The organism is Paucibacter sp. B2R-40, assembly GCF_025717555.1.
In the GTDB taxonomy this organism is placed as follows: domain Bacteria; phylum Pseudomonadota; class Gammaproteobacteria; order Burkholderiales; family Burkholderiaceae_C; genus Paucibacter_A.
On record NZ_JAJIRP010000003.1, the window covers coordinates 114,216 to 129,757 of the forward strand.

The 15,542-nt window shown below is 62.7% G+C and carries 15 protein-coding genes; 11 read left to right on the plus strand and 4 right to left on the minus strand.

The window, feature by feature from the left end; all coding sequences use genetic code 11:
* Positions 1-151 precede the first annotated feature (151 nt).
* Positions 152-505: a DUF3579 domain-containing protein gene (locus tag LNV09_RS07080; RefSeq protein WP_263556392.1), complete on the minus strand. Its 354-nt coding sequence runs from the start codon at positions 503-505 to the stop codon at positions 152-154.
* 249 nt (positions 506-754) lie between these two features.
* Here LNV09_RS07080 and LNV09_RS07085 point away from each other — a divergent pair, with 249 nt between their 5' ends.
* Complete coding sequence (locus LNV09_RS07085; protein ID WP_263556393.1) at positions 755-1,987, plus strand: aspartate aminotransferase family protein; 1,233 nt, start codon at positions 755-757, stop codon at positions 1,985-1,987.
* On the plus strand, positions 1,984-2,946 hold the full coding sequence (argF, locus tag LNV09_RS07090; RefSeq protein ID WP_263556394.1) for an ornithine carbamoyltransferase: 963 nt from the start codon (positions 1,984-1,986) through the stop codon (positions 2,944-2,946). The genes LNV09_RS07085 and argF overlap by 4 nt, the downstream gene beginning before the upstream one ends.
* Positions 2,947-3,065: 119 nt before the next feature.
* Here argF and LNV09_RS07095 read toward each other — a convergent pair whose 3' ends face one another.
* Positions 3,066-3,692, minus strand: coding sequence for a TetR/AcrR family transcriptional regulator (locus LNV09_RS07095; protein ID WP_263556395.1), 627 nt, complete (start codon positions 3,690-3,692; stop codon positions 3,066-3,068).
* Between the two features lie 98 nt (positions 3,693-3,790).
* Here LNV09_RS07095 and LNV09_RS07100 point away from each other — a divergent pair, with 98 nt between their 5' ends.
* From LNV09_RS07100 to LNV09_RS07120, 5 genes are all read left to right on the plus strand, one after another.
* Positions 3,791-5,131: an NAD(P)-dependent oxidoreductase gene (locus LNV09_RS07100; protein ID WP_263556396.1), complete on the plus strand. Its 1,341-nt coding sequence runs from the start codon at positions 3,791-3,793 to the stop codon at positions 5,129-5,131.
* Positions 5,132-5,136: 5 nt separating this feature from the next.
* The gene (gene preA, locus LNV09_RS07105; protein WP_263556397.1) at positions 5,137-6,441 is read left to right on the plus strand and encodes an NAD-dependent dihydropyrimidine dehydrogenase subunit PreA; all 1,305 of its coding nucleotides are present in this window, start codon (positions 5,137-5,139) and stop codon (positions 6,439-6,441) included.
* Between the two features lie 78 nt (positions 6,442-6,519).
* On the plus strand, positions 6,520-7,977 hold the full coding sequence (locus LNV09_RS07110) for an NCS1 family nucleobase:cation symporter-1 (protein ID WP_263556398.1): 1,458 nt from the start codon (positions 6,520-6,522) through the stop codon (positions 7,975-7,977).
* On the plus strand, positions 7,964-9,427 hold the full coding sequence (gene hydA / locus LNV09_RS07115; RefSeq protein WP_263556399.1) for a dihydropyrimidinase: 1,464 nt from the start codon (positions 7,964-7,966) through the stop codon (positions 9,425-9,427). The genes LNV09_RS07110 and hydA overlap by 14 nt, the downstream gene beginning before the upstream one ends.
* Positions 9,428-9,438: 11 nt before the next feature.
* The gene (locus LNV09_RS07120) at positions 9,439-10,698 is read left to right on the plus strand and encodes a Zn-dependent hydrolase (protein ID WP_263556400.1); all 1,260 of its coding nucleotides are present in this window, start codon (positions 9,439-9,441) and stop codon (positions 10,696-10,698) included.
* A gap of 9 nt (positions 10,699-10,707) precedes the next feature.
* On the opposite strand, the gene LNV09_RS07125 is transcribed toward LNV09_RS07120, so the two are convergent.
* Both LNV09_RS07125 and LNV09_RS07130 read right to left on the minus strand, forming a co-directional pair.
* Positions 10,708-11,139 (minus strand): hypothetical protein, encoded by a 432-nt coding sequence (locus LNV09_RS07125; RefSeq protein ID WP_263556401.1) that lies wholly within the window; start codon positions 11,137-11,139, stop codon positions 10,708-10,710.
* A 190-nt stretch (positions 11,140-11,329) separates the two neighbouring features.
* Positions 11,330-11,971, minus strand: a complete 642-nt coding sequence (locus LNV09_RS07130; protein ID WP_263556402.1) for a hypothetical protein — start codon at positions 11,969-11,971, stop codon at positions 11,330-11,332.
* Positions 11,972-12,232: 261 nt separating this feature from the next.
* On the opposite strand from LNV09_RS07130, the gene LNV09_RS07135 reads away from it, so the two are divergent.
* The 4 genes from LNV09_RS07135 to LNV09_RS07150 all read left to right on the plus strand — a co-directional run bounded on the left by LNV09_RS07135 (position 12,233) and on the right by LNV09_RS07150 (position 15,540).
* Positions 12,233-13,114 (plus strand): plasmid replication/partition related protein, encoded by an 882-nt coding sequence (locus LNV09_RS07135; protein WP_263556403.1) that lies wholly within the window; start codon positions 12,233-12,235, stop codon positions 13,112-13,114.
* A gap of 146 nt (positions 13,115-13,260) precedes the next feature.
* Positions 13,261-14,415 carry a GGDEF domain-containing protein gene (locus LNV09_RS07140; protein WP_263556404.1) on the plus strand — a complete coding sequence of 385 codons (1,155 nt, stop codon included), beginning with the start codon at positions 13,261-13,263 and terminating at the stop codon, positions 14,413-14,415.
* 22 nt (positions 14,416-14,437) lie between these two features.
* On the plus strand, positions 14,438-14,818 hold the full coding sequence (locus tag LNV09_RS07145) for a LiaI-LiaF-like domain-containing protein (RefSeq protein ID WP_263556405.1): 381 nt from the start codon (positions 14,438-14,440) through the stop codon (positions 14,816-14,818).
* Positions 14,815-15,540, plus strand: coding sequence for a LiaI-LiaF-like domain-containing protein (locus LNV09_RS07150; RefSeq protein WP_263556406.1), 726 nt, complete (start codon positions 14,815-14,817; stop codon positions 15,538-15,540). Before LNV09_RS07145 ends, LNV09_RS07150 begins: the two co-directional genes overlap by 4 nt.
* Positions 15,541-15,542: the final 2 nt, after the last annotated feature.

Genomic DNA, 15,542 nt, shown 5'->3' on the forward strand with positions numbered 1-15,542 from the left:
CCCAGCGCACCCAGTCCATGCAAGCACAGCAAATCAACACCTTTCGCACGCAGATGCAAGCCAAGGCCGCGCTGGGTCGCAGCCTGCTCTGGGGTTTGGTGGAATTGGTGGCTCTGCTGCGCGCACGATCGCGCTGAAGCGCCCGACCTACTCAGCCGGCGGCTTTGTTGTCGGGTTTGGCTTTGACGCCGGGCTCGGGCAGCAAACAGGCTTCGGCGACTTGCAACTCATTGTCGCGGGCAAAGTTCATCACAAAATCCCAGGCCATGGGCTCGAGCTTTTTCAGCTCTTCGTTGACGATCACGCACTTGATGCCGTTGATCACGCGCGGCACGCAAAGTGGCGAATAGCCAATGTAGGCCCCGATGCCGCCGCGCGCCCCGCCGGGCCGAAAGCAAGACATGGCCCCCGCCAAACGCTCGGCCCAATCACTGGGCCTGAAGGTATGCCCCGCCAAGGTGACGCCTTGGATGAAAACTTCACGCGGTTTGGGGGCTTGGCTCATGAATTGGCGGTTTGAATTCCAGGCCCGACTGAGGCCAACGACGGCAGGGTCAAGGGTTTACGACAGCCGCTATTGTGCCTCGGAAGACCACCAGTGCTGGCGACGAAGGGTTCAAAGTCAGGACAATCGCACATCCGCTGGCCCGACGAATCGCTGAATTCGCGTCGCCCTTTAGAATCAAGGAGCAAACGGGCCCGACCGAGAGGCAAGACCCGACCCCCACCAATCCTTGATCCCTATGGAGAGCCGATGAACGCGCCCCAAGTCCGCCCCGATGCACCATCTGAGCCACACGTGATGCAAACCTATGGCCGACTGCCGATTGCCTTGTCGCACGGCCAGGGCTGCTGGGTCTGGGACACCAACGGCAAGCGCTATCTCGACGGCCTCGGCGGCATCGCCGTCAACACCCTCGGCCACGCCCACCCGCGCCTGGTTCCGGCCTTGCAAGAGCAGATTGCCCGGCTGATCCACACTAGCAATTACTACCATGTGCCGCTGCAAGAAAAGCTCGCCGGCATGCTCTGCGAGCTATCCGGCCTGAGCACGGCTTTCTTCTGCAATAGCGGCCTTGAGGCCAATGAGGCAGCGCTGAAGATCGCCCGCAAATTTGGCCATGACCGTGGCAACCACATGCCCGAGGTGATGGTGTTCGAGGGTGCGTTCCACGGCCGCTCGATCGCCACGCTGTCGGCGACCGCCAACCCAAAGATTCACGCCGGCTTCGGCCCCTTGGTGGGCGGCTTTGTGCGCGTGCCATTGAATGACATCGCCGCAGTGCGCAAGGCTTTGGCCGAGCATCCGAACATCACCGCCGTCTTCCTGGAAACCATCCAAGGCGAAGGTGGTGTCCACCCGGCCACCATCAATTTCTTGCAAGAGCTGCGCCGCGTTTGCGACGAACACGACATCCTCTTGATGCTGGACGAAGTGCAATGCGGCATCGGCCGCACCGGCAAATGGTTTGCCCACCAATGGGCCGGCATTCAACCCGATGTGATGCCCTTGGCCAAGGGCCTGGGATCGGGCGTGCCGGTCGGTGCGGTGGTCTGCGGCCCGCGCGCCGCCAAGGTGATGCAGCCCGGCAACCATGGCACGACCTTTGGAGGTAACCCCTTAGCCATGCGGGCTGGCGTTGAGACGCTCACCATCATGCAGGAAGACGATCTGCTGGCCAATGCAGCACGGGTCGGCGCCGAATTGAAGGCAGCGCTGCAAGCCGGCTTAGCCGGCGTGGCGGGCGTCGTCGAAGTGCGCGGTCAGGGCTTGATGCTGGGCATCGAGCTGGACCGCCCTTGCGGCGCCCTGCTCTTGCAGGCGGCCGAGGCCGGCTTGATGATCAGCGTTACTGCCGACCGTGTCGTGCGCCTGGTGCCGGCACTTATTTTGAGCAGTGAAGAAGCCGCGCAGATTGCCGCGATTCTTTGCCCGCTGATCAAGGCATTTGTCGCCGTGGAAGCCGCGGAAGCCGTCAAGCCATGAAGCCGGGCACCGCTTTGATGCGCCATTATTTGCAGTTCAAGGACTTCCGCGCCGAGGAATACGCCCATCTGTTCGAGCGCGCCGCTATCATCAAGCGCCGCTTCAAGAACTACGAGCGCTACCAACCGCTGGCCGACCGTTCGCTGGCGATGATCTTCGAGAAAGCCAGCACGCGCACGCGGGTCAGCTTCGAAGCCGGCATGTATCAGATGGGCGGCTCGGTCGTGCATCTGACCACCGGCGACAGCCAACTGGGCCGAGCCGAGCCGATCGAAGACAGCGCCCGCGTGATCAGCCGCATGGTTGACCTGGTGATGATCCGCACCTTCGAGCACACCAAGATCGAACGCTTTGCCGCGCATTCGCGCGTGCCTGTGATCAATGGCCTGACCAACGAGTACCACCCCTGCCAGATCCTGGCCGACCTGTTCACCTTCATCGAAGCGCGCGGCATGAACCAGCGCGGCATCGTCGATGTCGATTGCCTCAAGGGTCGTGTGGTGGCCTGGGTCGGTGACGGCAACAATATGGCCAACACTTGGTTGCAGGCGGCCGAAATCCTGGGCTTCACCGTGCATGTCAGCACGCCGAGCGGCTACGAGGTGGACCCGGTGGTCGCCGGCATTCAGAACCGTGATTGCTACAAAGTCTTCAAGAACCCTCTGGAAGCTTGCCGCGATGCCGATCTGGTCACCACCGATGTGTGGACCAGCATGGGCTATGAAGCCGAGAACGAAAAGCGCCGGACGGCCTTTGCAGATTGGTGTGTCGACGCCGAGATGATGGCTGTGGCCAAGCCCGATGCCCTGTTCATGCATTGCCTGCCGGCACACCGGGGTGAAGAAGTGACCGCCGACGTGATCGACGGCCCCCAATCCGTCGTCTGGGACGAGGCTGAGAACAGAATGCACGTGCAAAAGGCACTCATGGAGTACCTTTTGCTCGGGCGGATTGGCTGACAAGCCAAGCCGCGCCCCGGCCGCGGGGCGCATTCTGTTCGGGCTTGGCTAACTTTGCAGCGCAAAGTTAAGCGCCGTGAGGCGCGGCCAAGACCAAAATCGCATGCCCGCACTGAAGCTCAGCCGACCTTCAACCCCGCCAACACCTGCCCCGCAATCAGCTTCTCCGCCGCCTCGAAGTCGCCCTGCTCCAAGGCCGGCTTGCCCAAAAGAATCGCGAACTGAGCGGCTTGGTCGGCATAGGCCTGCGTGCTGGCCCAGATGCTGAACATCAGGTGACGGTAGTCCAGCCTCGCCACCAGACCGGCGTCGGCCCAACGCTCAAAGGTCTGCACATCGGCATTCAAGGCCGGCAGGACCCGCCCCTCAATCGCATCCCGAAAGCGCGGTGCACCCGCCATCACCTCGCGCGCAAACACCTGCGAGCCGGCCGGCCGCTCGCGCGAGAAGCGCAGCTTGGCGGCGATGTAGTCGCGCACAGCCACTTGGGGGTCGTTGCCGGCCACCAGGCCGTCCATGCGTGCCAACCACTCGTCCAGCACCTCGTCCAAGACACGCCGGTACAGCGCCTCTTTGTTGGGGAAGTAATACAGCAGGTTGTGACGGGTCAGGTTCAAGCCGGCGGCAATCACCTCCAGTGACACGCCCTCAAATCCGAACTGCGCGAACTGCCGCTCGGCCTCCGCGCAGATCGCAGCTTCCTTGGCCCGGCGGCTTGGGCTGAGCCCTGTTGTGGTTTCTGACATCAAAATCGCTTTGTATGCGGGAATTTACCAACTGGTAATTTTTTACCAATCGGTAAATTATGACATCCAACGTTTACCAAATCTTCAGGGAGCTTGGCATGGATCAAAACACCCCCGGCATTCAGGCCGGTCGGCTCAAGGCCGAGCAGTACCCGGCCAACTTCAGCGACGCGCACCCGCCGCTGACGCGCACGCAGGCCCTGGTCGAGGCCGAGCGCTGCTACTACTGCTTCGACGCGCCCTGCATCACCGCCTGCCCGACCGGTATCGACGTGCCCAGCTTCATACAACGCATCGCGCAAGACAATGTCCGCGGCGCGGCCGAAGCGATTCTGAGCGCCAATCCGCTGGGCGGCATGTGCGCACGGGTCTGTCCTACCGAGGTGCTGTGCGAACAGAGCTGCGTGCGCAATGGCTGCGACGAGGCCAAGCCGGTCGAGATCGGCCGCCTGCAACGCTATGCCACCGACACCTTCTTCGCCAACAAGGACGCGGCACCGCTGTTCAGCCGCGCCGCCGACAGCGGCAAGTCGGTTGCCGTGATCGGCGCCGGCCCGGCCGGTCTGGCCGCCGCCCATGGCTTGGCACGCTTGGGCCATGCGGTGACGCTGTTCGACGCCAAACCCAAACTCGGCGGCCTGAACGAGTACGGCCTGGCCACTTACAAGACGCCGGGTGGCTTTGCCCAGCAAGAGGTGGACTGGCTGCTGTCGATTGGCGGCATCACGGTCAAGACAGGGCAAATGCTTGGTCGCGACTTGGCCCTCGCCCAGCTAACGGCTGATTTCGACGCCGTCTTTCTGGGCCTGGGCCTGGCCGGCGTGAATGCCCTGAACCTACCCGCAGCGGCCTGCGCCGGTCTGCGCCCTGCGGTCGACTTCATCGCCGAACTGAGGCAATCGGACCCTGCCACGGTAGCGGTCGGCCGCCAAGTGGTGGTGATAGGCGGCGGCATGACCGCCGTGGACGCGGCCGTGCAATGCAAGCTGCTCGGTGCTCGCGAGGTCTCTATGGTCTACCGGCGCGGCGTCGAGGCGCTCAGCGCCTCTTCGTATGAGCAGGATTGGGCGCAGAAAAATGGCGTCAACTTGCGCTGCTGGGCCGCACCGGTCGAGATTCTGAGCGAGGCCGGTCAGGTCACCGGCGTGCGCTTTGCCGTCACCGAGCAAATGGGGGACAAGCTGATCGAGACCGGCGAGCGGTTCGAGTTGGCCGCCGATATGGTCTTGACCGCCATCGGCCAGAGCTTCGCCGCCGAGCTGCCCAGCATCGCGCTCAAAGGCGGCAAGATCGAAACCGACGCGTCCGGCCGCATCCCCCGTCACCCCAAACTCTGGGCCGGTGGTGATTGCCGTTATGGCGGGCGTGACCTGACCGTCGAGGCGGTCGAGCATGGCAAACAGGCCGCTGTTTCCATTGACGCATTTTTGAGGAGCTGAACAACATGGCCGATATCCGCAGCAATTTCCTCGGCATCCACAGCCCGAATCCCTTTTGGCTCGCCTCGGCGCCGCCGACCGACAAAGAAGTCAATGTCAACCGCGCCTTCGAGGCCGGCTGGGGCGGCGTGGTCTGGAAGACCTTGGGCGAAGATCCACCGGTCGTCAACGTCAATGGGCCGCGCTACACCACGCTGATGAGCGCCGACCGCCGCGTCATCGGCCTCAACAATATCGAACTGATCACCGACCGGCCGCTGGCCACCAATCTGGCCGAGATCCGCCGCGTCAAGCGCGCCTGGCCCGACCGGGCGATGATCGTCTCGCTGATGGTGCCTTGCGAAGAGCAGGCCTGGCGCAGCATCCTGGCGCAGGTGGAAGACAGCGGCGCCGACGGCGTGGAGCTGAACTTCGGCTGCCCGCACGGTATGAGCGAGCGCGGCATGGGCGCGGCCGTCGGGCAGGTTCCTGAGTACATACAGATGGTGACGGCCTGGTGCAAGCTGCACAGCAAGCTGCCGGTGATCGTCAAGCTGACGCCTAACATCACCGATGTACGGATGCCGGCCCGCGCTGCCAAGGCCGGCGGCGCCGACGCGGTGTCCTTGATCAACACCATCAACTCGGTGATGGGGGTGGACTTAGGAACCATGCTGATGAGCCCCAGCACCGACGGCTGGGGCTCGCACGGCGGCTACTGCGGACCGGCGGTGAAGCCGATCGCGCTGAATATGGTGGCCGAGATCGCCCGCGATCCGCTGACCGCCGGCATTCCCATCTCCGGCATCGGCGGCATCAGCAACTGGCGCGACGCGGCCGAGTTCATCGCGATGGGCTGCGGGACGGTGCAAGTCTGCACCGCGGCCATGGTCTATGGCTTCAGAATAGTGCAGGACATGTGCTCGGGCCTGAACAATTTCATGGACGAGAAAGGCTATGCGACGCTGGACGAGATGCGCGGCCTGGCCGTTCCCTCGGTCAAGAACTGGAACCAGCTGAACCTGAACCATGTGGAGAAGGCCGTCATTAAGCAATCTAGCTGCATCCAATGCGGACGCTGCCATGTGGTCTGTGAAGACACCTCGCACCAGGCCATCACGGCGTCCAAGGACGGCAAGCGCCATTTCGAGGTCAAGGATGATGAATGCGTGGGCTGCAATCTCTGCGTCTCGATCTGCCCGGTGCCCAACACCATCACGATGCGGGCCTTGCAGCCGGGCGAGGTTGATCAACGCACCGGCCAGGTGGTCAGCGGCGAGTATGCCAACTGGACCACGCATGCCAACAATCCTATGCGGGTGGCGCCCTAGCGGTTTATCCCCATGGCGCCCTGAGCATTCAGGCACAAAGATTGCACGTCCCGTGATGAGACCCAAGGAGCCCTGCGCATGACCGAACCCTCGCTCGCCAACGCCGACCTGTTGCCGACCACCGCCGCCCAGCGCACCTGGGCCTGGTACCACTTCGCCGCGCTGTGGGTGGGCATGGTCATGTGCATCCCGGCCTATACGCTGGCCGCCAGCTTGATCGAGTCAGGCATGTCGGCCGGCCAAGCGGTGCTGACCGTCTTTCTCGGCAATCTGATCGTCCTTTTGCCCATGCTCTTGATCGGGCACGCCGGCGCCAAGCATGGCATTCCCTATGCGGTACTGGCCCGAGCCTCCTTCGGCACCAGCGGCGCCAAGCTGCCGGCGCTGCTGCGCGCCTTGGTAGCTTGCGGCTGGTACGGCATCCAGACCTGGTTTGGCGGCATGATGATTTACACCCTGGCGGGCGTATTGATCGGCCATCCACTCGAAGGAGACAAGCTGCCCGGCTTGGGCATCAACCTCGGACAATTGGCCTGCTTCCTGGCATTTTGGGCGATCCAGTTCTACTACGTGGTCCACGGTATCGACGCGATCCGCAAGCTGGAGACCTATACCGCGCCGATCAAAATCATCATCTGCTTCGTGCTGCTGTGGTGGGTGCATGACAGGGCCGGCGGCTTTGGCAATATCCTGAGCCAACCCTCGGCCTTTGTCGAAGGCGGGCCAAAAGCCGGCCAGTTTTCGGCCGTGTTCTGGCCTTCGCTGACCGCGATGGTGGGATTCTGGGCCACCTTGGCCTTGAACATCCCCGACTTCACCCGCTTTGCCAAATCGCAGCGCGATCAAGTCATCGGTCAAGCCATTGGCCTGCCGGTGCCCATGGGCTTGCTGGCGGGCCTGGCCGTCATCGTCACCTCGGCCAGCGTGGTCATCTTCGGCAAGGCGATCTGGGATCCGGTCGACCTGGCCTCGCGGATGACCGGTGCTGCGGTGCTGATCGCCTTGTTGATCCTGCTGATCGACACGGTCAGCGTCAATCTGGCGGCCAATCTGGTTGGCCCGGCCTATGACTTCTCGGCCCTGCATCCGCGCGCCATCAGCTACAAGACCGGTGGCTACATCACCGCCGGCATCGCCATCCTGATGATGCCCTGGAAAATTCTCGAATCGACGCAAGGCTATATCTTCACCTGGCTGATCGGCTATTCGGCCTTGCTGGGGCCGGTGGCAGGTATCTTGATCGTCGACTATTACCTGATTCGTAAAACCGAGCTCTTGGTCGCCGATCTCTACAAGGCGCAAGGTGCCTATACCTATCGCAAGGGCTGGAACTGGGCGGCGGTGGCGGCCTTCGTGCTGGGCGTGCTGCCCAACGTACCGGGCTTTCTGAATGCGGCCTTCCCGGCTGCTTTTCCCGGCGTGCCCGATCTTTTCAAGCTGATCTACACCTATGCCTGGTTCATAGGTCTGGCGATCGCGTCCCTCGTCTATTGGCTGCTGATGGGCGGCAAGGAGAACAAACATGACGACAAATAGCAGCAAGCCCTTGCTGATTCGCGGCGCCACCGTTGTCAACGCCGACCGCGAGTTTGCCGCCGATGTCTTGTGCGTAAGCGGAAAAGTCGCTGCAATAGGTGAACGAGCCTTGATCGAGGCGCCCTCCGGCTGCATCAGCTTGGACGGCAGCGGCCAATACCTGATGCCCGGCGGCATCGACCCGCACACCCATATGCAGCTGCCGTTTATGGGCACGGTGACCATGGATGATTTCTTCAGTGGCACGGCGGCGGGTCTGGCCGGCGGCACCACCTCCATCATCGATTTCGTCATTCCGAATCCGCAGCAGCCCTTGCTGGAGGCCTATCAGACCTGGCGCGGCTGGGCCGAGAAATCGGCCGCCGACTACGGCTTTCATGTCGCCGTCACCTGGTGGGGCGACAGCGTGCACGCCGATATGGCCACGCTGGTGCAGCAAGAAGGTGTCAACAGTTTCAAGCACTTCATGGCCTACAAGAATGCCATCATGTGCGATGACGAAACGCTGGTGAACAGCTTCAAACGAGCGCTTGAACTCGGCGCTATGCCGACCGTGCATGCCGAGAACGGCGAGCTGGTCTATCTGCTGCAGCAAGAGGTGGCAAAAATGGGCATCACCGGCCCCGAGGGCCACCCGCTGTCACGCCCGCCGATGGTCGAGGCCGAGGCGGCCAACCGCGCGATTGCGATCGCCGAGGTACTGGGCACGCCGATCTACATCGTGCACGTCTCTTGCCAAGAGACCGTTGACGCGATTGCCAGAGCCCGCTCGCGCGGCCAGCGCGTCTACGGCGAGGTCTTGGCCGGCCATTTGTTGATCGACGACAGCGTCTACCGTCACCCCGATTTCGCGTTTGCAGCCGCCCATGTGATGAGCCCGCCATTTCGCCCCAAGGTCCACCAGGAGATGCTCTGGCGCGGCCTGCAGGCCGGCAATTTACACACCACGGCGACAGACCATTGCACTTTCTGCGCGGGCCAGAAAGCGGCTGGGCTGGAGCATTTCGCCAAGATCCCGAACGGCTGCGGCGGCGTCGAGGAGAGGCTGGCAGTGATCTGGGATGCCGGCGTCAACACGGGCCGGCTGACACCGTCCGAGTTCGTCGCCATCACCTCGGCCAATACCGCCAAGCTGTTCAATATCTATCCGCAAAAAGGCTGCATCACCGAGGGCGCCGACGCCGATCTGGTGTTGTGGGACCCGCAAGCGACCAAGACGATCTCGGTCAAGACGCAGCGGTCTTTGGGCGACTTCAATATCTTCGAGGGCCGCCAGGTGCGCGGCCTGCCCACCCACACCGTCAGCCGCGGGTCCATCGTCTATGCGCAGGGCGATTTGCGCGCGGTGGTCGGCGCCGGCCGCTATGTCAAACGGCCAGCCTTCGGACCGAACACCAAGGCGGCGCTGCTGCGCACGCAAGACCTGACCCCGACAGCCGTACCGCGTTGAAAGACTCGATCATGACGACTCAAGCACTACGTATCAATGGGGAGCGGCTCTGGGCCGCGCTGATGGAGCTGGCGCAAATCGGCGCCACGCCCAAAGGCGGCGTCTGCCGGCTGGCCCTGACCGAGCTGGACCGCCAGGGCCGCGACCTGGTGCTGGGCTGGGCGCGCGAGGCCGGCATGACGGTGACGGTCGACCAAATCGGCAACGCCTTTATGCGCCGCCCCGGTCGCAACAATGATCTGCCTCCGGTGATGACCGGCAGCCATATAGACACGCAACCAACCGGCGGCAAGTTCGACGGCAATTACGGCGTGCTGGCCGGCCTGGAGGTGGTGCGCACGCTCAATGACCGGGGCATTGAAACCGAGGCACCTATCGAGGTCGCGTTCTGGACCAATGAGGAGGGTTCGCGCTTTGTGCCGGTGATGATGGGCTCGGGCGTGTTCGCCAAGGCGTTCACGCTTGAACATGCTTACGCGGCAAAAGACACCGAGGGCCTGACGGTCAAGGCTGAGCTGGAGAAAATCGGCTATATCGGCAGCGAAGTGCCCGGCACACACCCCATAGGCAGTTACTTCGAGACCCATATCGAGCAAGGCCCGGTGCTGGAGGATCACGACATCACCATCGGCGTCGTCACCGGCGTCTTGGGCATCAAATGGTATGACTGCACGGTCACCGGCATGGAGGCCCATGCGGGGCCGACGCCGATGGCGCTGCGCAAAGACGCGCTGCAGGTCGCCGCCCAGTTGATGCAAGAAGTGGTGGCGGTGGCGCATCGCCACCCACCTGATGGGAAAGGACATGGACGCGGCACGGTTGGCATGGTGCAGGTGCACCCGAACAGCCGCAACGTGATCCCCGGGCGGGTCAAGTTCAGCATCGATCTGCGCAATAGCTCGGACGACTTGGTCGAGGCGATGGACGCGGACATCCGCGCTAGTGCCGAGCGCTTGGCCACCGCGAGTGGTTTAGCTATTCAGATCGATCTTGTCTCGCATTACCCGGCCCAGCCTTTTCACGCCGACTGCATCAAGGCGGTGGCCAAGGCGGCCACCGACCTGGGCTATTCGCAAATGCCGGTGGTCTCGGGCGCCGGCCACGACGCCGTCTATATGGCGCGTTTGGCGCCGACCGGCATGATCTTCATTCCCTGCAAGGATGGCATCAGCCACAACGAGATCGAAGACGCCAAGCCGGCCCACCTGGAAGCCGGCTGCAATGTGCTGCTGCACGCGATGTTGGCCCAGGCCAAGGTCGTCCCGGCCTGAGGTCTCACCTCAATGGCGGTCGTCGCCGCGACCATGGCCGCGACCGCCACGATCACCATCGTGGCCACGGTCTTCGCCGCGTCCCCGTCCGTGTTCATACTCGCGCCACTGGTCATGCCGCTCATAGTTCTGCCGGTACCAGTCGTCACGGACAAAATAGACGTTCTGGCCGCAGGCGCCGTATCGGCCGCAATGGGTGCGCCAGTTTCTTTCATGCCCTGGCGGCACGCGCAGATAGACCGGCTCCGGCCGCCGCTGGACGCGCTCAATCATGACCGGTTGCGCATAAATCAGCCTTGGCGGCGGCGCGCGGCCCAGGTCAATCTGACCATAAAAGCCAGGCTGACCGACGCTGATAGACACGCCGACATCGCTGGCCTGAGCCGAAGCCATGGTCAACAGTCCCAAACCGCTCAAAAACATACAGGCCAGTCGCTTCATACCGCACTCCAAATAGCTAAACGCTGTGTCAACAACGTCCAGGCAGCGTGGTGCGTGTACAAGCATTACGTCTGGATACAAAACAAGCGGATAAGACCAGGGCCTTGATTGAACGAACAATCAAGGCCCCGTCGATTGCCTGCCCTCAGCCACGCTTAGCCCGGCTGAGGACAGCTACCGTCTTGGAAGTTTATGCCGTCACTGCGGCAGCAACTTTGCGCACGCGACGCTTGGCCACCACCACAGCCTTGTCGGCGTCTTGTTTGACCGCCGCGACCTTCTTGGGTGCCGCGGCAACTTGCGCCTCGACCTGGCTGGCCAGGCTGCGCTTGACGCGGACTGCCGTTTTGCGAACACTCTTCTTGACCGTCACCGAGCCGCCGGCCAAGCGCGACAAGCGACCAGCACCTTCGACCAGACCGGCCGAAACCGCCAGCGCAGCGCGGGCACCCGGCATGCTCAAGCGAGCCGCCGTGTTGAGGCTGCGCGCCAGCAGTGGGTTCTTGACCTTGGCGCTGAAGCCTGCCACGCGGGAAACACCGACGCGGGCCTTGGCAGTGCCGGCCTTGATAGCGCGCTCGCTGCCGCTGCTCAGCTTGCCGACGCCGCCGTCGATGATCTCGCTCAGGCTGTCACGCAGCTGAGTCAGGGCTTCGGTCAAGTTCGGCGCTACTTTGACGCTGCGGCTATAGACCTGCGTTTGCAAACCACGGGCGACGCCGTCGAGCAAACGGCTGCTGCCGGCGCGATAGGCCTTGACGGTCAGGCTGGCGGCGCGGGCGTAGTTGTCGATGGCGGCCAGGGCGGTGGTGCTCAGGGTTTGCTTGTTCATACTTGGCTTTCTCAATGGTTTCAATTCAGCTCGCCAATTTGTGTCAGCCACCGAGAAATTTCTTTCTCGAGCACTGCACCGGCGATGAACTCAGTTTCCCGTCAAAGCCCTAGAGAGCGATACCCAAAACTGGCCATTTGCTCTGACATTCCTAGAGCTTGCTCTCGAATTCCGTCAAGCCAGCGCATGGCGAGCCAGGGCTGCGAGATCGCCTCAAGCCCTAAAATGCGCGCCCACCTCGCCAAAGATCCAAATCAGCCCATGACCATCACCGTCCTCGAAGAACTGCGCATTTACATCGACCCCTTGACGCCCGAGGAACACCAAGCCTTGGAGCGCAGCATCCTGAGTGAAGGTTGCCGGGATGCGCTGGTGCTGTGGGGAGACATCTTGGTGGACGGCCACAACCGTTACGGCATCTGCCAACAGCATGGCCTGCCCTTCAACACGGTGCAAAACACGCGTTTCAAGTCGATGGAAGACGTGCATCTGTGGATGATCGACCAGCATCTGGGGCGACGCAGCTTGTCCGACTTCCAGCGCGGCGTGCTGGCGCTGCGCAAGAAAGAGATCACCGCGGAACGGGCACAGGCCGCCGTGACCGCGCTGGCCGAGGCGGGTGCGGGCATAGGCACGGAGTTCGCTGCAAACATCAGCGCCGACGCGCAAGCCGCAGCAGCCACCGATCAGCCGCTGACGAGCCGCGAAGGTGTGGCCAAGGCCGCCCGCATCAGCAGCAATACCGTGGTGCAGATCGAAAAGATCCAAAAAAGCGCCGCGCCTGAGCTGGTGCAGGCGGTCAAGGCCGGCACGATCTCGATCAATGCTGCCGCTGCCGTTTCAAGCCTGGGTCACGACGAACAGGTCGCGGCCGTGGCGGGCGGAAAGAAGGAGCTACAGCAGGCCGCCAAGCGCGTGCGTGAGAGCAAATCCGGCGGCCGGGCGGCCAAGGCCGAGGCCGGCACCGAGAGCAGCGCCGAAGCAGGCAGCAAGACGGAAGAAGGCGACGCCGACCAGCGCAACCGTGAGGCGCAACTCCAATTGCTGCAAAGCACGGTGCTGGAGCTGACGGCCGAAAACAAGGCCTTGAAAGATCAGGTCCGTAGTCTGCAAGATCAGCTCGCCCAAGTGCAGCAAAGCTAAGGCAAGACTGAACCGCTACAGTCAGGCCCTGCGCCTATACAAAAGCGCGGAGCTAATGAGTCATTTGATGGTCGGCCCCTGCTTTTCGCTCAGGGCTGGCTCAAGTAACGTTGGCATCATTCAATCTGCATGGAACTTAGCCATTGATGGATAGCAGCAGCGAACTCGAGGCCGAAAACCAAAAGCTGCGCCAGCAGCTGGAATCATTGCTGCGCGAGGCGCGCAGCAATGAAGACAAGATGCGGCGCTTTGAGCAGTTGGAGCATCGCCTGATCGGCGCGCGCTCAATGGCCGACCTGCTGCGCCTGCTCTTGAACGAATACCGCCAGAGTTTCGGCATCGATAGCGTGACCTTGGCCCTGCTCGACCGCGATCAAGAAACCAGCGGCTTGCTGGACGCCGAGCGCCCACGCGATGACCAGGCCGAGCGCGCGCAGCTCGACGGCTTGACCTTGCTGCACAGCCTGACGCCGATCGAGTCATTGTTCAAAGACTTGAGCAGCCCAAGCCTGGGCCCCTTCAATGAAAGCCTGCACCGGCCGCTGTTCGGCACGCCCTCGCCTGCCTTGGCCTCGGTGGCGCTGCTGCCCTTGAGCCGGCACGGCGAGCTGATCGGCAGCCTGCATTTCGGCAGCACCGATCCGGGCCGCTATGAGCGCGCGGCCGGCACGCAATTGCTGCAGCGCCTGGCCGCGATCGTGTCGGTTTGCCTGGACAACGCCCTCAACCACGAACGCCTGAAACGGGCCGGCCTCAGCGATATGTTGACCGGCGTACACAACCGCCGCTACTTCGAGCACCGCAGCCAGATCGAGGTCAGCCAGGCGCGCCGCTACCAGCATGATCTGGCTTGCCTGTTTCTCGACCTTGATCACTTCAAGAGCGTCAATGACAGCTTCGGTCACGCGGCCGGTGACGCGGTGCTGCAGCGGATTGCCCACATCATCCAAGCGCAATTGCGCGCCGGCGACACGGTGGCGCGTTTTGGTGGCGAGGAGTTTGTGGTCTTGCTGCCGCAAGCGCCGGCCCAGCATGCTCGCGACATCGCCGAGCGCATCCGTCTGAGTATCTCGGCAGCGCCACTGCCCTTGCCCGGCGGCGAGATCGTGCCTATCAGCGTCTCGATCGGCTTGGCCATGCTGGCCGCTGGCCATCTGAACGGCGATTCGCCGTCCTTGGCGCAAGCCTTGGTCCACGATGCGGACCGGGCGCTTTACCGCGCCAAAGGGGCCGGGCGCAATCAAGTTGTGTGCAGCGGAATGGAACCCAGCTTGCACGAGGGTTTGAGCTCAGTTCGGTAAGCCGTTTGAGGAGACCCGCAACATGTCTGACGATTCCTCCAAGCGCCGCGGCCCAGGCCGACATCAATCGGTTTGGGCCGGTTTGATCCTGATCGGCCTGGGTTGTCTGTTCTTCGCCGACAACCGGGGCTGGTTGGATCTGCGCCAACTGCAATCCTATTGGCCCGCGCTCATCGGCCTGGTCGGCCTGGGTCAAATATTAGGCGCACGCAATGCAGATCAGATGAGCAAGGGCGGCCTGCTGGTCTTTTTGTCGGTCTGGCTCTACGTCTCGCTCGAACAGTTGTGGGGCCTGAATTTTTACAACAGCTGGCCGCTGGTCTTGATTGCGGTGGGCCTGAGCAAGGTGTTCAGCGGCTTGTTCAGACCGGCCGGCTCAGACGCAGACAAAAGCGCCTCATGAGCACGCCAAATTCACCGCAAGACCAGCAGCAAAAGACACAGGTGCTGGTCGGCATCGCGCTGGCCGTCCTGGGCCTTATTTTCCTGCTCGACAACCTGCACCTTTTTGATGCCCGCGCCATCCTGCCTTTTTGGCCGGTGGTGCTGATCGTGGTGGGCGTCTTGAAACTGAGCCAGTCGTCGTCTGAACCGCCATCGGCGCGTCTGTTCGCTGCCGCTCTGGTGCTGGTGGGCAGTTTGCTGACCTTGCGGCATCTGGGCATTTTTGACTTCCGCTGGCGCGACGGATGGCCGCTGCTGCTGATCGCTGCTGGCGTGATGGTGATTTTGAATGGGCGGCGGCGCCTTGAGGTGTCTGCCCAGCCGGCCGTGGTCGAGCCCAACAGTGACGCGCGGCGCATCTCCATCAACGCTGTGCTGGGCGGCAATCAAGCCCAGATCGACGAGCAGCACTTTGCCGGCGGCGACATCACCGTGCTGATGGGTGCGGCGGAACTGGACCTCAGGCGGGCATCCATGCCGCATGGCGCCAGCGCCACGGTCCAGCTCTTGGTGCTGATGGGAGGGCTGAAAATCAAGCTGCCCGGCGACTGGAGTGTCAGCATCATGGGCAGGCCTGTTTTGGGCAGCATTGAGGACAAAAGCGCAGCGCCCTTGCAGCCGGGCAAGCGTTTATTGATCAGCGGCGATGTGGTGTTAGGCAGCGTCGAGATCAGCAACTGATA

What these genes read in the sequence shown, in the direction of transcription:
- LNV09_RS07080 (WP_263556392.1), bottom strand. Translation starts at nt 505, where the DNA reads ATGAGCCAAGCCCCCAAACCGCGTGAAGTTTTCATCCAAGGCGTCACC.
- LNV09_RS07085 (WP_263556393.1), top strand. Translation starts at nt 755, where the DNA reads ATGAACGCGCCCCAAGTCCGCCCCGATGCACCATCTGAGCCACACGTG.
- argF (WP_263556394.1), top strand. Translation starts at nt 1,984, where the DNA reads ATGAAGCCGGGCACCGCTTTGATGCGCCATTATTTGCAGTTCAAGGAC.
- LNV09_RS07095 (WP_263556395.1), bottom strand. Translation starts at nt 3,692, where the DNA reads ATGTCAGAAACCACAACAGGGCTCAGCCCAAGCCGCCGGGCCAAGGAA.
- LNV09_RS07100 (WP_263556396.1), top strand. Translation starts at nt 3,791, where the DNA reads ATGGATCAAAACACCCCCGGCATTCAGGCCGGTCGGCTCAAGGCCGAG.
- preA (WP_263556397.1), top strand. Translation starts at nt 5,137, where the DNA reads ATGGCCGATATCCGCAGCAATTTCCTCGGCATCCACAGCCCGAATCCC.
- LNV09_RS07110 (WP_263556398.1), top strand. Translation starts at nt 6,520, where the DNA reads ATGACCGAACCCTCGCTCGCCAACGCCGACCTGTTGCCGACCACCGCC.
- hydA (WP_263556399.1), top strand. Translation starts at nt 7,964, where the DNA reads ATGACGACAAATAGCAGCAAGCCCTTGCTGATTCGCGGCGCCACCGTT.
- LNV09_RS07120 (WP_263556400.1), top strand. Translation starts at nt 9,439, where the DNA reads ATGACGACTCAAGCACTACGTATCAATGGGGAGCGGCTCTGGGCCGCG.
- LNV09_RS07125 (WP_263556401.1), bottom strand. Translation starts at nt 11,139, where the DNA reads ATGAAGCGACTGGCCTGTATGTTTTTGAGCGGTTTGGGACTGTTGACC.
- LNV09_RS07130 (WP_263556402.1), bottom strand. Translation starts at nt 11,971, where the DNA reads ATGAACAAGCAAACCCTGAGCACCACCGCCCTGGCCGCCATCGACAAC.
- LNV09_RS07135 (WP_263556403.1), top strand. Translation starts at nt 12,233, where the DNA reads ATGACCATCACCGTCCTCGAAGAACTGCGCATTTACATCGACCCCTTG.
- LNV09_RS07140 (WP_263556404.1), top strand. Translation starts at nt 13,261, where the DNA reads ATGGATAGCAGCAGCGAACTCGAGGCCGAAAACCAAAAGCTGCGCCAG.
- LNV09_RS07145 (WP_263556405.1), top strand. Translation starts at nt 14,438, where the DNA reads ATGTCTGACGATTCCTCCAAGCGCCGCGGCCCAGGCCGACATCAATCG.
- LNV09_RS07150 (WP_263556406.1), top strand. Translation starts at nt 14,815, where the DNA reads ATGAGCACGCCAAATTCACCGCAAGACCAGCAGCAAAAGACACAGGTG.